The sequence below is a fragment of the Pseudomonas tehranensis genome, assembly GCF_014268615.1.
Classification (GTDB): domain Bacteria; phylum Pseudomonadota; class Gammaproteobacteria; order Pseudomonadales; family Pseudomonadaceae; genus Aquipseudomonas; species Aquipseudomonas tehranensis.
In genome coordinates, this window is sequence record NZ_JABWQV010000027.1 from 21991 (window position 1) to 37933 (window position 15943).

Annotated in this window: 23 protein-coding genes; all 23 read right to left on the reverse strand. The window is 60.1% G+C overall.

Annotated features, from left to right (window positions below; translation table 11 throughout):
- Positions 1-114 precede the first annotated feature (114 nt).
- Positions 115-1401 carry a phage late control D family protein gene (locus HU811_RS07855; RefSeq protein WP_186655085.1) on the reverse strand — a complete coding sequence of 429 codons (1287 nt, stop codon included), beginning with the start codon at positions 1399-1401 and terminating at the stop codon, positions 115-117.
- Positions 1398-1838, reverse strand: a complete 441-nt coding sequence (locus HU811_RS07860; protein WP_186655088.1) for a phage tail protein — start codon at positions 1836-1838, stop codon at positions 1398-1400. The genes HU811_RS07855 and HU811_RS07860 overlap by 4 nt, the downstream gene beginning before the upstream one ends.
- Before the next feature lie 6 nt (positions 1839-1844).
- Positions 1845-4664 (reverse strand): phage tail tape measure protein, encoded by a 2820-nt coding sequence (locus HU811_RS07865; protein ID WP_225248399.1) that lies wholly within the window; start codon positions 4662-4664, stop codon positions 1845-1847.
- Positions 4657-4776 carry a GpE family phage tail protein gene (locus HU811_RS07870; RefSeq protein ID WP_186655090.1) on the reverse strand — a complete coding sequence of 40 codons (120 nt, stop codon included), beginning with the start codon at positions 4774-4776 and terminating at the stop codon, positions 4657-4659. Before HU811_RS07870 ends, HU811_RS07865 begins: the two co-directional genes overlap by 8 nt.
- A gap of 8 nt (positions 4777-4784) precedes the next feature.
- Positions 4785-5129 (reverse strand): phage tail assembly protein, encoded by a 345-nt coding sequence (locus tag HU811_RS07875; protein ID WP_202883612.1) that lies wholly within the window; start codon positions 5127-5129, stop codon positions 4785-4787.
- 55 nt (positions 5130-5184) lie between these two features.
- Entirely contained in the window at positions 5185-5700 is a 516-nt protein-coding gene (locus tag HU811_RS07880; RefSeq protein WP_186655092.1) for a phage major tail tube protein, read from the reverse strand.
- Positions 5701-5749: 49 nt separating this feature from the next.
- On the reverse strand, positions 5750-6922 hold the full coding sequence (locus HU811_RS07885) for a phage tail sheath protein (protein WP_186655093.1): 1173 nt from the start codon (positions 6920-6922) through the stop codon (positions 5750-5752).
- 88 nt (positions 6923-7010) lie between these two features.
- Positions 7011-7535: a DUF4376 domain-containing protein gene (locus HU811_RS07890; protein WP_186655094.1), complete on the reverse strand. Its 525-nt coding sequence runs from the start codon at positions 7533-7535 to the stop codon at positions 7011-7013.
- An 11-nt stretch (positions 7536-7546) separates the two neighbouring features.
- Positions 7547-9148, reverse strand: coding sequence for a phage tail protein (locus HU811_RS27375; RefSeq protein ID WP_225248400.1), 1602 nt, complete (start codon positions 9146-9148; stop codon positions 7547-7549).
- Complete coding sequence (locus HU811_RS07900) at positions 9141-9755, reverse strand: phage tail protein I (RefSeq protein WP_186655096.1); 615 nt, start codon at positions 9753-9755, stop codon at positions 9141-9143. The genes HU811_RS27375 and HU811_RS07900 overlap by 8 nt, the downstream gene beginning before the upstream one ends.
- Complete coding sequence (locus tag HU811_RS07905) at positions 9752-10666, reverse strand: baseplate J/gp47 family protein (protein ID WP_186655098.1); 915 nt, start codon at positions 10664-10666, stop codon at positions 9752-9754. Before HU811_RS07905 ends, HU811_RS07900 begins: the two co-directional genes overlap by 4 nt.
- Positions 10663-11007 carry a GPW/gp25 family protein gene (locus HU811_RS07910; protein ID WP_437179484.1) on the reverse strand — a complete coding sequence of 115 codons (345 nt, stop codon included), beginning with the start codon at positions 11005-11007 and terminating at the stop codon, positions 10663-10665. Before HU811_RS07910 ends, HU811_RS07905 begins: the two co-directional genes overlap by 4 nt.
- Before the next feature lie 5 nt (positions 11008-11012).
- Positions 11013-11558, reverse strand: a complete 546-nt coding sequence (locus HU811_RS07915; RefSeq protein WP_225248401.1) for a phage baseplate assembly protein V — start codon at positions 11556-11558, stop codon at positions 11013-11015.
- Between the two features lie 74 nt (positions 11559-11632).
- Positions 11633-12085 carry a phage virion morphogenesis protein gene (locus tag HU811_RS07920; RefSeq protein ID WP_186655105.1) on the reverse strand — a complete coding sequence of 151 codons (453 nt, stop codon included), beginning with the start codon at positions 12083-12085 and terminating at the stop codon, positions 11633-11635.
- A complete protein-coding gene (locus HU811_RS07925) occupies positions 12082-12564 on the reverse strand; it encodes a phage tail protein (protein ID WP_186655108.1) in 483 nt (160 codons plus the stop codon). The genes HU811_RS07920 and HU811_RS07925 overlap by 4 nt, the downstream gene beginning before the upstream one ends.
- On the reverse strand, positions 12561-12785 hold the full coding sequence (gene lysC / locus HU811_RS27380; protein ID WP_225248404.1) for an Rz1-like lysis system protein LysC: 225 nt from the start codon (positions 12783-12785) through the stop codon (positions 12561-12563). The genes HU811_RS07925 and lysC overlap by 4 nt, the downstream gene beginning before the upstream one ends.
- The gene (lysB, locus tag HU811_RS07930) at positions 12682-13113 is read right to left on the reverse strand and encodes an Rz-like lysis system protein LysB (protein WP_186655110.1); all 432 of its coding nucleotides are present in this window, start codon (positions 13111-13113) and stop codon (positions 12682-12684) included. Before lysB ends, lysC begins: the two co-directional genes overlap by 104 nt.
- On the reverse strand, positions 13110-13316 hold the full coding sequence (locus HU811_RS07935) for a hypothetical protein (RefSeq protein WP_186655112.1): 207 nt from the start codon (positions 13314-13316) through the stop codon (positions 13110-13112). The genes lysB and HU811_RS07935 overlap by 4 nt, the downstream gene beginning before the upstream one ends.
- The gene (locus HU811_RS07940; RefSeq protein WP_186655114.1) at positions 13313-14152 is read right to left on the reverse strand and encodes an N-acetylmuramidase domain-containing protein; all 840 of its coding nucleotides are present in this window, start codon (positions 14150-14152) and stop codon (positions 13313-13315) included. Before HU811_RS07940 ends, HU811_RS07935 begins: the two co-directional genes overlap by 4 nt.
- Positions 14149-14463: a phage holin, lambda family gene (locus tag HU811_RS07945; protein WP_186655116.1), complete on the reverse strand. Its 315-nt coding sequence runs from the start codon at positions 14461-14463 to the stop codon at positions 14149-14151. Before HU811_RS07945 ends, HU811_RS07940 begins: the two co-directional genes overlap by 4 nt.
- Positions 14464-14525: 62 nt before the next feature.
- Positions 14526-14738 carry a tail protein X gene (locus HU811_RS07950; RefSeq protein ID WP_186655117.1) on the reverse strand — a complete coding sequence of 71 codons (213 nt, stop codon included), beginning with the start codon at positions 14736-14738 and terminating at the stop codon, positions 14526-14528.
- On the reverse strand, positions 14738-15202 hold the full coding sequence (locus HU811_RS07955) for a head completion/stabilization protein (protein WP_186655119.1): 465 nt from the start codon (positions 15200-15202) through the stop codon (positions 14738-14740). Before HU811_RS07955 ends, HU811_RS07950 begins: the two co-directional genes overlap by 1 nt.
- 99 nt (positions 15203-15301) lie before the next feature.
- On the reverse strand, positions 15302-15943 hold a 642-nt coding region (gene gpM / locus HU811_RS07960), incomplete at its 5' end, for a phage terminase small subunit (RefSeq protein WP_186655121.1).

Sequence of the window (15943 nt, forward strand, 5' to 3'; positions counted from 1 at the left end):
TTGCTGAGCATGTACCGCAAAATGTCAGAGACGGATCAGAGCCACTTACACCGCATTGCGGAAATGATGGCGCAAACGGATTAACCTCCGGCCAACTCACCGCACCCCGGCTGGTCATGCCGGGGTGCCTGGATTATTCGCCCCGGTCTTGGCCTGCAGCCGCTTGTACTCCCTCGCCAGTGCACGCTGTGCTGACGCCTTGCTCTCGTACAAGTGTGTCAGGCGTTTTGGCTTGCTTTGATCACCCTCGCTGATCTTTTGCTGACCGCTTTTCGCGTCTCGATACCACGCCACAACCCCGGTATGGTCGCCGCCGCCGTCCGCCAGTTCGGCGACCTCATCTCCGTCCGGCAACTTCGACTCCAGCTCCAAGCTCGTTGTGAACGAATCAGGCGTGAAGCTGTGCTTCACGTTGCCGCCCAGCCAGATCACGTCCGCAATCTCTTGCTTGATGCCGATCAGCGAGTAGGTGAGCTCTGGCGTCAGTTCTGGCCGACCGCGCGCCAGGGAGTAGCTGAGCGTCGCGCTTCCCCGCTGCAGTTTGTTCCACTCGGCGCGGGCAGCCACCAAAGCGCTTTTCTGATCGGTGTAGGAGTGGCGCAAATCCTTGATGTTTTCGCCGCCGCCGGAAATTGCCTCCTTTTTCTCGGCACTGTCGACGTCGTAATAGAACGCCCGTACACCCGTGTAGCTGTCTCGATCCGCTTGCAGGAATCGGTGCTGATCGCCGTCCCGGCGGGTGAGGGTGATGTGTGGCAACGTCAGGCCGCTGGCACTGGTGGCGTTACCGATCGGCATGAACAGCAGCTTGCCCGCTTTCACCGTGGCGATCGCGTCATGCTCTTGTCCCAGGCGGGAAAGCAGGTTTGCGTCTGACTCGTTGGCCTGATCCAGGTGTACTACCTGAATGGCGCTGAGGGCAGCACTGACCAACGGGCCAAGGCCGTAGGCTCCGGCGATGGCTTGCACGACTGTTTCAATGGTTTCGTCGTGCCAGCTTCGCTCCCGTTTCACTTTCAGCCCGGCATTTAGATCCACGCTGCGCGCCCGGATGTTCAACTGGTCGGGTGCACCGCTGTGCTCTGTTTCGTCGACAGTGTATGTGCCCTTGTCGACTAGACCGGTATCGCTCCAGCCAAGCCATAGGCGCAAGGTTGAGCCTTTAGGTGGGATCACCAGGCGCCCGTCATGGTCAGAGAGCGTGACATCGAGCTGGTCAGCCGTGAGCCCGCGGTTGTCGGTCAGCTCAATGCTGATCAGGCGCTTCTCGATAGCCGCTGTAATGTCGCGCCCGTCTACGACAAGTCGACAGATCGGCCGAGGGTAGGCCCTCGCTTCGCGTACCGAGGCCTGCGCGTCACTCAGATAGCCGTCAATTCGGTTCAGTACCTGGTCAATCACAGGATGCTCCTCAATATGTTGCCAGCGGTACTTATGCCAGCACCTAGCAGGTCGACGCGGCCGTCATCGATCCGTTTAAGCGAGATGGTGAACTCAATGCGCCGCGCCGCGCCGTCCGGGAAAAACAGGGTCTTTGTCTCTGTGATGTTGTCGATCACCCATATACCCAAGATCCGGCCGGTGCCCTCGATCAGAGGCCATGCCTTCCCCGTATCGGCCATGGCGCGAAGTGTGTCGAGGCTGAGCGGGGATCCAGCGAGCGCAGGCAAGAGCAACCCGGGCAAGCTGATGGAGTCATCCCCACGGCCAAGAAACTGGCGTGATGGGTTGGTACCGATGCGCGACGTCGAACCGTGACGCCATTCCGTCTGCCGCTGCAGCTCCTGGTAGGCCAGAGTTTCAAGGCTGAAAATGAACATGCCCAGTGACATCATCATGTTCGTTTACTCCTGGTCAAAAAGGGAGCTGCGGCCCTTGGCTTGTTTTGCATGCTGGCGCTTGTCGAGCTCGGCAGACACAGCACGCGCGATCGCGGCGGCGTCCATGCCCGGGCCGGGATGAATGTGGATTACGATCTGTTCGGGCGCCATCTGCACCGCAGCAGGGGCTACTGCAGGAGCGATTGGAGGACGGTTATCGACAGCAATAGCCTGCTGGGCACCGCCGATACCGACTGCCATCGCACCTGCCTGGGCCAGCCGTTTGCCTATACCCAGGATTGATTCGAGCATGCCGCCGGTTTCAGCTTTCGCTCCCGGAACGGATGCGGCGGGCTTCAGTGCTGCAGCTGCTGCGGGCACGGCTGCAGCCGGTGTCAGGGCTGCTGCAGCCACACCAGGTACAGCAGAGGCCGGGCCCAGCAATGCTCCAGCGTTGGTAATGGCGCCGATGGTCACAGTTCCCGCCTGGGTCATCAGTTCGCCCACGGCCTTCACGGCTTCCATAGGTCCTTTCTGACCTTCCGCAACGCCCTGGGCCAACCCGGCCATGGTGAAGCCGCCGAGTTCGGCGAATACGCGGGAAGGGCTATGAATGCCGAGTTTTTCCTTAAACCAGTCGACGGTGCTGCTGCCGGCATCGGAAATGGCGGTCTTGACTGAGCCCATGGCATTGGTGATGCCATTGACTAGTCCGGCGATGATCATCCCGCCGAACTCTGTGAAGCGGGAAGGCAGCTCGACGCCCATGTAGTTCATCACCGCCGAGAAGGCCTGGTAGACCAAGCCGATGGGGCTGAAATTGGCCAGCGTCTGCAAGATGCCGCTGATCCCACCACTGAAACCAAGCTTGATCTCGGCCCAGGCGCTTGCAAAATAAGCCTTCACCTTGTCCCAGTTGGCGTAGATCAGATACGCAGCGGTGGCGATTGCCGTAATTGCCAGTCCGATGGGGTTCGCCATCAATAGCCGGCCAATCCACATGAACGCCTGGCCGACAATGGGCAGAACCTTCGATCCCAAGTTGACCAGTAAACCGATCAGGGAGGGCAGGCGGATCCCGATTAAGGACAGTCCATAGCGGACAGCGAGAAATGGTCCGAGGGTAGTCGCAAGGGCCAGGGCGACCGTGCTGAAGCCGATCGATAGTGCTGCGATGCCGGCACCAACCTTCAGGATCCCCAAAACCATGCCGGGGTTCGCCGTAGCCCACGCGTTGACGCGCTCGAGGACGCCGTTGAAACCAGTAATCAGCTCGATCAACGCTGGGCGTAGCGTGGCGCCTAGGGCGCTGCTCAAATTGAACATGCGGTTTTGGGACATCTCCCATCGAGCAGAGAGCTGGTCCGCCCGGATATCACCTTCGCGCTGCATCGAGCCGTCACGCTTGGGCGCGTTGTTCGCTCCGTTCACCAGTTCCAGCTGACGCCGATATTCCTCCATGTTGGCGGCAAGTTTCGCCGCATCGTCGCCGTATTCTTTACCGAACAGTTGGGTCATCACCCCGAGCTGTTCGCCTTTAGGCAGCTTATTGACGGCATCGAGCACGGCCTTGATGGTGCCAGTCGCATCCTTGGACATGCCGTCCTGGACGGCCTTCGCCTCCAGGCCAATCGACTTCAAACCCTCCACGAATCGCTTAGGTTGCTGCGTGGCGATCGCGAGCTCGCGGATCATGGCGTTGGTAGCCGATGCCGCGATCTCCGACGACGCGCCAAGCGTGAGGAAGGTTGAGCCCAAAGCAGCGGCGTCTTTGAAGGACATGCCGACCGACGCCGTAATACCCGCCGTGCGCTGCATCACGTCAATGATGTCCGCGCCTTTCGACATGGCGTTGTCGTCCAGGAAGTTGATCGCGTCACCGAGCTGATTGACGTTCTTGATCGGCAGTTTGTAGAGGTTTGCAATACGCGCCAGATTCTCGCCTACTTCCTCTGCCGGCAGGTCGAAGGCCGTTGCGGCGGTCGCAGCTACTCTGGCGAACTCCAGTAGATCATCCTTGCCTTGGATTCCCATACGGGCGCCGCCTTCCACCAGGGCGGCGATGTCCGTCGTGGCCATGGGGATGGTTTCAGCCATTTTTTTGATGGATGCGGCCATCTCGTAATAGGTCTGGGTGAGCTGGCCATTATCGTCCCGGGCGCCCTCGACCTGTTTTGCTACGCCCGCCATAGCATCTTCGAAGCGGGAGTAGTTTTTGACCATTCCGAGGATTGGCATTCCGGTTGCGGCCCCTACGGCGCCGGCGCTCGCTCCGGCGACAGCGGCATTGCCGGCCAGCTCGCGGCCTTTGGAATAGTTTTTTTGTGCGCGGGAGACGCGTTCCTGCTGCTTGGCGAGCGCGGTGAGTTTGTCTTTTTGCGACTGGATAGCTCTGTTGGCCGCCTCGATTTCTGTCTTCAAGCGGCGCTCGGTGGTCCCCAGGTTGCGGGTATCGGCACCGGTAGATTTTATAAGGGGAATCAGGCGCTGCAGCTCCGATCGCTGAGCGTTGTGTTTATTCGTCAGTTTTTCAACAGCAGCCGAGGCGTTGACGAACGACTTTTGAAAGGCCGCAGAGGGCGCTCCCATCTTCTGCAGCTGCTCGCGCAAGCCGCGTAGCTTGTCCTGTGCCCGGGCCAATTCCTCAGATGACTGGCGGACGGCTTCCCGCTGCCTGGTATAGCTGGAAATGTTGGACTGCTGGGTGTTGAGCTCTTTGAGCTGGTCCCGCGCCGCTTTCAAGGCGCGAGACGTAGCGTTGCTTCCAGCGCTGATTTGCTTAAGCGGCGCGGTGACCTTGTCGATCGCCGACAGCAGAAATTCTAGCCGCAGCTTGTCAGTCATCTTTCGCCCCACTTCGCTTGCGAGCGCGCTCGCGCCAGTCCATCAGTTCAGTCAGGGGGAGCGGATCCATTTCCGTCGGCCCCCAGTGGAAAATCACGGCGATATCCGCCATGGCGTCATCTACGCAACGAGGGATGCATCCACCTTCGCCGACTTCGGCAGCAAAAAACCGGCGACCTCGGTGGCCATCTGCACCAGGTCGGCCGGGTCCATGTTTCCGATCTCGTGATCATTCAGGGTCGGTGTGGTGATTCGCGGCAAAACCTTGCGCAACGCGAGCACGTCCATCTGCAGCAGATCGGTCAGCGTGACGCCACGCAGCTCGCCGGATACCGGTTTGCGCAGTGTTACCTCTGTGATTTCGGTCGAGCCTCGAACAATGGGGGTATCCAAGGTGATGACTGGGCGGTTCGGGTTCTTCTCAACGGTGACGGCGGCGGCTTCGGTTTTTTCGGAAGTTTTCATGTTGCGGTCCTTTCATAGAGGCAATGCGCCGGATGTGCCGGCAGGTGTGGTTCGTTTACAGGCCGATCGCCTTGCGGTGTTCAGCCAGCATGTCGGTGCCGTCGACCTTGAAAATGAAGTTGAGCAAGTCGATCTCGATCTCTTCATTGCCGTCGATGGTCAGCTTGTAATAGCTGCAGGTGGTGGTGAACTTGTGCTCAGTGTCCTCGCCGCTTTCCGAGTCGCCCATGTCGATCTCTTCGTGCCGGCCGCGCACGACTACCTCGACAGCCGAGACCTCGCCGGTATCGTCGCGCTGGATAGAGCCTGCCCAACGCAGCATCACGCCGCTGGCCGACACGGCGCCGTACTGACGCAGCGCGGTCAAATCCCAGCCCCCGAGTGTCCATTCGAGTTGGATGCCGTCGTCCCCGTGGCCCAAGTCGACCTTCACTCCGCCGTCCATGCCACCACCCCGGAAGGCTTCGAGCTTGCGGGCGAGTTTGGGCAGGGTGACGCTTTTGCACTCGCCGACGTAGCTGACGCCGTCGTTGTACAAATTCATGTTCTTGAGCTTTTTGGGCAGAGCCATATGGGCGCTCTCCTAAAGGCGCGGACGACGCCGCGCGGATGATTGAATATCAGGCGTTGACGCGGCTGGCGAAGTCGACCAGGTAGCGATCAGTGATGCGCTGGCGCAGCCCCAGGTTCTCCAGTGGCGGCACTGGCGTGTAGTCGTAATCCAGGTACAGCTTGCCGGCCTTGAGGGTGTCCTTGTCGTTGGCGGCTTCGTCGTACCAGCACTCGCCGCCGATCAGGTAGCCAAGGCGTACCAGCTCGCGGAATTTGGCATTGATCCCCTCGACGATGTCGCGGACCAGGCTCGGGTGCATAGGCTTGTCCACTGCCCAGAACTGACCCTCGGCCATGGTGTCGGCCAGGACCTGGGCGGTGCGGGTGTAGTTTTCGAAGGCGAACAACGGATCGTCGCTGCAGGTGCGCGAGCCCCAGAAGCGGAAGCCGTCACGACGAATGAGGGTGGTGACGTCCGCCGCGTTCAGCAGACCGGCATCGGTGGCCGGGTTCTGTAGGTCCCAGTAGATATCCCGGCTCAGGCCAGACACACCATTCACAGCCACGTTGGAGAGGGTTTTATGCCAGCCCACTTGCTCATCGAGCTTGGCACGCAGGCCCAGGGCGCGGGCGATCGCCGACGCCGGCGCGTCAGCATTCAGGGTGGTGTCCCAGTTCACGAAATCGGGCCAGATGGTCATGAGCTCGCGGGCGCCGAAGTTTTCCCGATAGGCAATGACCTCCGAGACGGTGTTGCACTCCCAGGCACTGGCATAGGCAAACCCGCGTAGCTTTTGGGCTGTGAGGACCAGCTCGGTGGCCACGGGTAACGAGTCGAGACCTGGCACACCCAGGATGCGCGGCCGCACGCCCAGTTGCGCTTCTGCTGCCAGTAGAGCCTTGAGGCCGGTGTACTGGCCGCCGGCGGTCACGCCGCCGATCACGTTGCTGGTGGTCTCGGCCGCGTCTTGCCCTTCTGCAACACGAACGACAACGGTGACTGGGCTGGCTTGGTCAGCGATGGCGTCGAGGCTTTTTGCGAGAGTGCCTTGCACACCTGCCTTACCGCTGGCGGTAAGCACGTCGGTAAGCAGAACAGGACGGTTGAGCGGAAACGCAATCGGATCGGCATCTTCAGCGGTGCAGACCATGCCGACGACGGCGGTTGCGACGGTGCGGATCGGGCGGGTGCCTTCGTTGATTTCGACAACTCGGACGCCGTGGTGGTAATCAGTGGCCATGGGGGGAACCTGCGCGTGGGTGACAATGAAACGCAGGGTGACGCGCGCGCGCCGGTTGGGCGAGCGCGACGGATTGTAGGAGGGGCGTTTACATAGCGGGAGAGTCAGGCCAGCCGCTGGTCAGCATGTCGTCATGATAGTCGCCGGCTTCAATGGCTTGGAGTAGGGTAAATTCGCGGTCAAAGCAGGCTTGGACATGCGTGCGAACAGCTTTGGCGATAGCAATGATTTGCCCGGCGTCGATCTCTACAAATCCGCTGACTGTTTTGAAGTTGCAGCGGTACTCTGAATCTAGGATCGCCGAGAGTCCGGTGCCTGCAATCAGGGCTTGGCTGTCTCGGGTGGTTTCGATCAATAAACCATCAACAAGTACGCCTGACGTCTCCCGCCGATAACGCTCATCGGCGACTAACTGGGCGAAGTTTGGAGGCGTCGCCGGCAACGGCACCTTCTTGATTTCGTTGGAGACCAACTGCCACACGCCGTCTTGTTCCTGGGTGATTCGCAACCAAAGACTTTCATCAACCTCAAGGGCGTCCTCAGGAATATCGTTTACGCCACGAATCAGGCGAAGCTTGAGAGTTCCCGCTTCATCAAATGTCACATATTTCATGCTGCCCACCTTTAATGCCCAATCGATAGCCAATAAAAATTCGAAGCGATTTGCAAAGGTGTGCCTGATGTGCCGGAGGTTACCCCTACGGCCGAAAAACTGGCCTTGCTAGGCGTAGTGGTAAGTTCGACAACATCAGCAGCCCCCGTCATGTTCGCAGTCGTGACTTGCACGCCAAAACATCCATTCGGATAACTCAAGGGAAAGGGCACAACCGTCGACCCTATCGGAATGCTCGAATAGCCCCATTGGATAATGAGACCACCCAGCCAAGTGGGGAACACCACATAGCCGTTGGTGGCCTTGAGGATTTGAAAACCCCAACGCAGTTTCTTCGGCGTGATGAACGTTGTGTCATCTGCACCTGCATCCGCCTGCCCTTGGGTAGCCGCCCGGGCGATACCGGCGACTGTCTCGGTCGCCTGAATAACCAACGCCGCCACACCGGCCGCGAACTTCTTCGGCGTGACAAACACGGTGTCATCGACACCCGCGTCTGTTTGCGATTGCGTTGCCACCCGAGCAACGCCCTTGATCGCTTCGGTCGCCTGGACGATCAGCGCCGCGAGGCCCGCCGAAAACTTCTTCGGGGTGACAAACGTCAGGTCATCAACGCCTGAATTGGTCTGATCCTGGGTCGCGGCCTTGAGATTTCCCTTGTGCCAGATTTCTAGGAAAGGCTGCCAACCGGCCGCCCCGGACAGCCGCCGAAAACCAATCGCGTCAGACGCGTAGTCGATGACCAACTGGGTGGCCCAATTACCACCTGCGTCGCTGAGTGAGCTTTGCAGGACGCTGCCGTAACCCATGCCAAAGGTAGGACGCCCTACCGTCGCCGGGACATAACGGTAAAGCCCGCTATAGGTCGTTTGTGCGCCCGTCATGTTGTCCAGCAGTTGAGGCCCGTTGGCATAACTGGAACCCCAACCCATGTAGCCCGTCTTCGCAATCTTGCCGGGCGTGCCGTCATAAGGCCCGACTTGCTGCATCGCGGCTATTTCAGCTTTGGTGTGGGCGTCTTTGATGCCCATCGCGGCCAGCGAGTCGGGGTTGTCGCCCGATTGGAAGATCCCACGATCGTTGACCTTGATCCGTGTGTACTCGCCGGCAGTCTTGTTTTTGGGCAGCACCTCTAAAATTGCCGCATCCACATAAGCCCGTGAGGCCAAGACAATTGAGGGATCAATCTTGAGCGTGATGTTGCCGGTGTTGGTAACAATGAAGTTCATCCGCACAATTTGTGTGCGGCCCGAGCCCTGAGTTAAGACCGGTTTAAAGCTCGGCGCACAGTTCGCCACTGCCACCAGATCCCCATCCGCATCGTACAGGCCGATTTCTCGGATCCAGAAACCACCCTCATTGTCCGGTATAACTTGCTCGGCGATGATCACCGCCGGGTTATTAGGGTCAACCTTGAGCTGATTCAACGGCCGGCGGCGCCATTCGTTGATCAGTTTGGTTTGTGAAGCGACTGGAATTGGATCTATGCCGTTGGCGTCCCCCACCCCCATATCGGTGATCTTCCAGGGAGTTCCGAGCGCGTCGGCGTTCGCCTGTTTCGCCATACCCACGTTTGTGAGGATGGCGAAAAACTGTGAATTCGCATCAGTCATAATAAACGTCCAAGGTGTCTATGGAGTGTTCGCGGCCCACCACACCGAATCTGCCCGTGACCTCAATGTCACGCATCACCGGTGGGTAAACGTCGATTTCGTCACCTTCGTATAAGGTGACGGCAATGTTTAAGTTGCCGTGGGTTTCCAGGCTGATGGCGAGCCCGGTGAGATGGCGTGTCAGAGGCTTGGCATCGTCGATAAGCCAGGTCAGCTCCTGATACATTTCTTCTGTGATGCCGGTGTCCAACACGCCTACTGTCAGTGCGAAGGTGCCAGGTACGCCTTCGGGCACCGTGTTAAACCACTCAATAATTTCGATCAGGTAGCCCAAAGGCTCAACCACACGCCTCAGAGCACCGATCGTTCCTTTTCGGGAGTGGATGAAGTAGGACCCTTTGATAACCTGGCGCTTGGTGGCCTCCGACCAGGTGCTGTCCCAGCGGTCAACGGAGAATGCCCAGGCGAGGTAGGGCAGCAGCTGCACCGGACATTGATCAGGGTTAAGCAGGTCCCGGATCGGCACCGGCACACGCTCAATTTGCGCGAGGGCCTCGGCGGCAAGCCGTTCAAGTGTCGTGCTGTTCGGCGGCAAGAGATGAGTCATGACCATGCCCCAATCGCAACGTTGTACCCGGTGCAATATGCCGCTTCGGCCTCGCTCGGCGAGATATCCCCCCAGTTATTTAGAACTACCTTGCGGACCCCTTCGACATGGAGGGCCGCGTGAATTGCCGACTCGGAGATTTCTACACCCAAGCGCCGACGCTGATTAATGAACTCCACAAGGCGGGCTTGTGCCGCTTCACGGATGGGTTCTGCTTCTGGACCGGTGGTGGCAAGGTAGAGAACCGCATCAATCTGATACGGCAGGACGGTTGCCGATTGCACCGTAAGCCGATCGGCGACAGGACGACGGTCATCATCGCTGAGGTAACGATTGACTACATCCAGCAACTCCTGGTCGACGCTTCCATCTCCAACCAAACCTTGAACAGTGACGACGACAACTGCCGGCGCCGGACTTTCAGCCGTTGCATCGGCGACGCGGCCGTCTGCGCTGCGCGCGTGCAGGATGTAGCTATTGCGTGGCCCCGCCGTGGAAAGCCCTTCCCATGCCATCTGCGCGCGTTCGCGCAGTGCGTCGTCTGATTCCATCACCGCAATAATTGGAGGCACGGCGGCGCTGTTGCCTGGGGTCACGACCAGGCGTTCGACGTTTACGTTGCCCGCCAGTTGCTCGAGGTCCTTCCCTCTAGCTTTGGCCAGCATGTTCGCCAGGGACGCTTCGTTTACACGTTGGCGCAGCAGCATTTCGCGATAGGCATTCTCCTGCAGGAGCTTGGTTAGCGGCTCCGACTCCAAGGCCAATGTCGCGGCGATTTGGGCCTGCTGTTCCGCTGGCCAGAGACTGACGGCGTAGGCCTTACGTTCGGCGAGGATCTGCTCGTAGTCGATCTGCTCGACGACATCGGGATCCGGTAACTGAGCCAGATCGATGGGAGTGAATGTCTTCATGCTGTTGCTCCCAAACTCAGAGGAACGCGCAGGCTCAACGGCTCGTTGGTGTCCACCAGGCTGCCGTCAATGTCGAGAATTGCCTGGCCAGCTACGTCGCCCAGCGTGAGCTGCACGCGGCTCAGGCGGATCCGCGGTTCCCAGCGCATCAGGGCAATGGCGGTGGCCGCATAAGCCTGCAGGCGGGTTGCGTTGTTGAGCGGCCAATCGATCAGATCTGCAAGCTGACTGCCGTATTCGCGCCGCATAACGCGGGTTCCAATGGGGGTGGTCAGGATGTCGGCGATCGACTGCACCAGGTGATCGTTCCCGATGATGTTGCGACCGGAATTGCTGTTCATGCCCATCATGGGATCGGCCCCTGTGAGGTGCCGTTACCCGCTTGAACACCAGAGGTCCGGTGATTGACCAGGCTGATCTTCTGAGCGCCGGCGACGACGTCCTGGGTGACGGTCACCAGGCCATCAATCACGACATTACCGGTGACATGTACGCCACCTGGTGCGATGAGATTGGCTTTGCCGCCCCCGGGCAGCGTGGCGGTCAGCGTGTGGCTCGCGGTGTCATAGTCGACAATTGCCCCGTCGCGGTACTTACGCCGGCGTCGAGTCGGCACGTTGTCCGGAGCCGGGAAGCGATCGCTGTACACACCAAAAATGACGAAGCCATGAGCTGGATTGCCGGATGGCGAGAGCACCAGGCACTGCTCGCCGACGCTTGGTGGGTCCCATTCGCTGTCCTCGCCGGCCCGCAGGGCAAAGAACGGCAGCCAGCCAGTCAGCAGCCCACCGGTTTTTACACGGCAACGGGGTTTCACCGGATCGAGCTCGGCGATGGTGCCGGCTCGAATCAGGTTTTCAAGGCGTCGGGTCAGTTCTGTAAGAGAGTCCATGCCGCCGATGTTGCAGGTCGCGCGTGCGAGCTGCATCGGCGGCGGGCTGTAGCGCGGTTGTCTACAGGGGAAGGTCAGGCGGTGAGGTGATCGATCAACATGTTTCGGATGTTTTCCAGCTCGTCTCCGCTAAAGCCCAGCAGTTGGCGTGCGTCGTATTGCACATCCGCTTGACCGCGCTCCGGCCGATCCTTCAGGCCGTATTGGTGAACCCGGGCAATGCGGCTCACTCGCCCAACAAACCCCACCGACAGGCCGTTCGTTGTGCTTTGGGTACGCATGTAACGGGCCGATTTCAGCTTCGTGAACATCTTGCTTTTGATCCGACCCTGTTTCCCGCGCAGATCCTTTGGCTTGCGTGGTGCGAATGCCGAACCGTCCGGATTTCGCTGTGTCGTTATGCGCTTGGACTGGCTACGGCGCAGATCCCTGGCAACGGCGCCTAGGAGCTTGCGGCGCTCGCCCTCGTCCAGCTTCGCCAGCAACGCGGCGACCCAGGTCTCGAGCACCTGCAGGTCGTTGTTCATGGTTCATCCCACCTTGTGATGAACTCGCCGTCGGCAGTCCAGAGCTCAAGCCCAGGCATGGTGAATGGGTCATCGTCGACCACAGGCTCTGGCGGATGACTGACAACCAGGTGGCCATCGGCCTGGCGTTTCACGATGACGCGTTCAGTCAGCGGTAACTTGATCGACAGGTCGACCTTACTGTTGTCCAAGATGTCGGCTTCGAACGTCACGGCCGATTTACTGCGCTCGACGTTTTCCATCAGCTCTCGCTGATTCACAAGGATCCAGGCGAACAGGGGGATGGCGATTGTGTCGGGGTGGCCAGCGTAATCCGTGAAGATCAGGTTCAGCGTGTAGCTGTATTCGAAGGACAGCCCAAAGGCGGCGGTGCTGCGCATCGCGCCGTTGTCGATGAACACCATCAAGCGATCAGGATTTTTCTTTAACTCCGGTACCGAGGCGAGCAGGTGGGCGCGAAGTGATTCTGGTTTATTCACGGCTTGCCCGCCTTCGCCTGCTGATGCTCGTAAACCATATCGACCTGCGCAGCGCATTGGGCCCAATCGCTTTCGGTGACTTCCTGGTCGTTGAGCAGGGCCCCGTTCTTGTCCGGGTTAGTCGCCGACAGGGTGCAGGGCACTACGGCCGGACAACCAGTCTCGATACGCAGCGGCTCCGGTGATGGCGGGGCGCTCGCGCATCCGGCGAGCAGCGTCAGGCAAAGGCTGGTCAGCCCATAGGCGAAGTTCGGCATTCTCACGTTTCAAGTCCTCGATTTTTCGTTGACGGGCGGCGAGCCCTTGACGCAGTTGGTCTTGCTGGCTGCGCAATGCGGCCTGAGCGGTCCGTTCTTCCTGCAGGGACGTCTGGAGTCGAGCGGCTGTTTCCTCGCTGCGCGTCGCCCTGGCAAGCGCCGTCTCGGCGGCATCCTGTGCCCGTCCAGTTTTCTGCTCTGCGACCTCGATCCGCTGGGACTGGCCCCAGACCAGAAGCGCGATCGATGCGAGCAAGGCGAACCCGTAGAGCGCCTGGCGCAACGTGCTCATGCGCGGTACCAGCCTGCGGCGTTCATCTCCGCCAGGGGGAGCCTGTGTAAATCACCCCGGAACACCAAGGCTTTGACGCCTGGGCTCGCGACCGCGATCGCCTCGGCCAGCGCCTTAGTCAAATCACATGGTGTGTCCTCCGGCACCACGAAAATGTCCCCATCAGCGGGACTGAGTTTGCGGATCTGTTCGTAGTCAATCATGCGGCCTCCGGGATCGGGCAGCCCGCAGCGTGACGCTGATAGGCTCGCTCCAGTTTGGTGTCGTACAGGTTGCGGGCATAGTTGGGGCCGTTGTAGCCCTTGGCGAACGCCGCCCATTTCTTGCCTTTCAGCGCTTTGAGCAGCGTTGGGTCCGCTTCGATAAACCGCATGAATGCTTCGAACTGCTCGTTCTCGTCCCGCGCCATCCGATCGGCAAAGTCCGTCACGCTTTGGTATCCCAGGCGAATGGCGTGGTACCCCATCACCTGGAAGGCACCCCAGCTGGCCGACTCCAACGCGCAGAGATCGTCGATCAATCGAGCATTCGCCAAGCGCTGATGTTCTGCTGTTCCGCCGGCGTAGCCCCCTGGTTTTGCATTGACCAGGTTGGGCTGGGCCACAGCCAATTGGTCGGCGTGGGCCTTCAGATCAACGGCGTCATCACCTGGTGCGCGCGGCGTGCTGAGCTGGCGATACATGATGTGCCGCTCGAACAGAATCTTCGGCTTGCCGTTGTCCAGGAAGCCGCTACCTAGGCTTTCGACTTCGTTGACCGCCATCACCGCCGCGAGCTCAACGCCCAGGCGTGCGGCAGCGCTCACCAACAGGGTGTGCTGCAGCAAGTTCGAACAATCAGCGCCGGCCAGTGCCAGAGCGGTTTTTGTGCCCGCAATACCGTCAATTACCAACCCAACCCGACGCTGGTAATTTCGGACCGCAGCCTCGGTGGCGTCGCCGAAGTCGCCGTCTGGATCCAGACCGGCGCCGTGCTGGTTGAGCCGCTGCTGCAGCGTGCGGACCTCTTGCCCGCGATCGCCATGGCGCAAAATACTCATAGCTGATCCACCTTGCGGTTGAAGAATTGCTTGGCCAGTGCGCGGGTCCCCTCAACGCCGAGCAGCCCGATCACACCACCGAAGAAAGGACCAGTGGTCGAGGGAATACCCACCAGAAAGAGCCCGTGGCTTGCTGACAGCGCGAGGGCGCCGCACAGGGGGGCTTCCAGTAAAACCCGGCGCCAGGTGCCGCCACCGTAGATGATCCGCAGGGCAGCGATTACACAGGCAAGCCCGCCAGCGTAGAAGGCAGGCCAGTTCAGTTCGAGCCAGGCAGCTAACCAGGCCCATGTATCCGGTTTGTCAGGCATGCGCGTGATTCCGCTGTCCAAGGTTGAAGGTGATGAAAAATCTGTCTGTTTGGTTTGGTGACTTAATCCCATAGGTTCACCATTTGCAGTTCCTGGGCTTGAGGCGCGATATCCGGCAGCGCCACCAGGGTGCCGTGCGGAATGATCGTGCCGAGGTCCGATAGCCCCGGGTTCGCCTCGAGCACTGCCTCCGTGATGCCGGCGGTGCGGCCGTAGATCCGCCAGCAAATAGCGTCGACGGTGTCCCCTTGGGCGGCATACACGGAGGTCACCATCAGATGAGCTCCACGGTGGAATGACCAACGCCTAATAGATCGCGGATGGCGAACCGGGCGTCGCGGCGGTATTCATCGACCGAGGGCGTCAGCTCATCGGCGTTCTTGTTGCCCTCGACGCTGCTGTCGTAGCTGCGATATCGCTCAGCGAGCTCGGCGCCGACGCTGCAGTAAATTGAGCGGCGATACAGGTGGACGAAGTGGCTTTCGCCCTTGATGTTCGATGCAGGCACGGCCGCGAGGGTGTCGTACCCGTTGGCTGTATGCTTTAGCTTCACGCTGGCCAGCTCGCCGTTGACTTGGATCAGCGCGTTGACGGTCACAACTTCAATGCGCGCGTCGGTAATGCTGCCGTCCAGACGGATGGAGTCACGCAGATGCACGACATCGATGTCAGGCCAGAACCCGTCGTTGGTAATAACAAAGGGTTCGTCGATGCTGCCGGTGGCAATAAATCCGCTCATGGTTCAGCCCTAAGTCGGCGGTGGCCGGGGCGTCACAGCAAGGAAAGGAGATAACCTGCTGTTCAGCCCCGGGCCGCCGGGGTTGCGGGGTACGCTCGTTCAGCTCCCGGGTGGAGGAGCAATCTTTTTCAGGAGGCGCTCAGCGCCCTCCAGGTCCTTCTTGCCGCCGCAGCTGCTATTGAGCTCGATGGCCCGTTTCAGCAGTTCGATACCGGCCATTACCTGACCGGGTTGGCCGGGGTTATCGACCGTAAGGCCCGCTACCGTGGCGCGCCCCGTGGCCAGGTACAGCTTGGCCCTGACTTCGTCCGGCATGTCCTGTTTGGCGGTCAGCTCCATGGTCCGATGCAGGATGGCCAGGTCGAAGCTTCCACTGGTCTTTTGGGAAATCAGCGCTCCCTCTGCGATTTCCTCCGCCACCAGGCAGCCAGTGGTACGTTCAAAGCGATCAGGCATCAGCAGGTTGTGCTGCAATACATACGCTGCGATGTCGAGCGCGCCGGTGTAGTCGCCAGCATCCACGCGCCAGATCATGATGGTGGTGAGTACTTCGTCCTGGGCGCCGTTGCCCGCAGCCAGAACCCCATCCACGTAAGGCACATACGCCGGCAGAAGCTGCAACTTGAGCGCGGCTTTACCTTCGTTCGATTGGATTTGCTTGAGGCGCAGACGGTCCTGCAGCAGTTGGGCCAGCTGCATTTCATAGGCCGTCCCGCCCCCCCCGGGAAAGGGGGGGGGGGG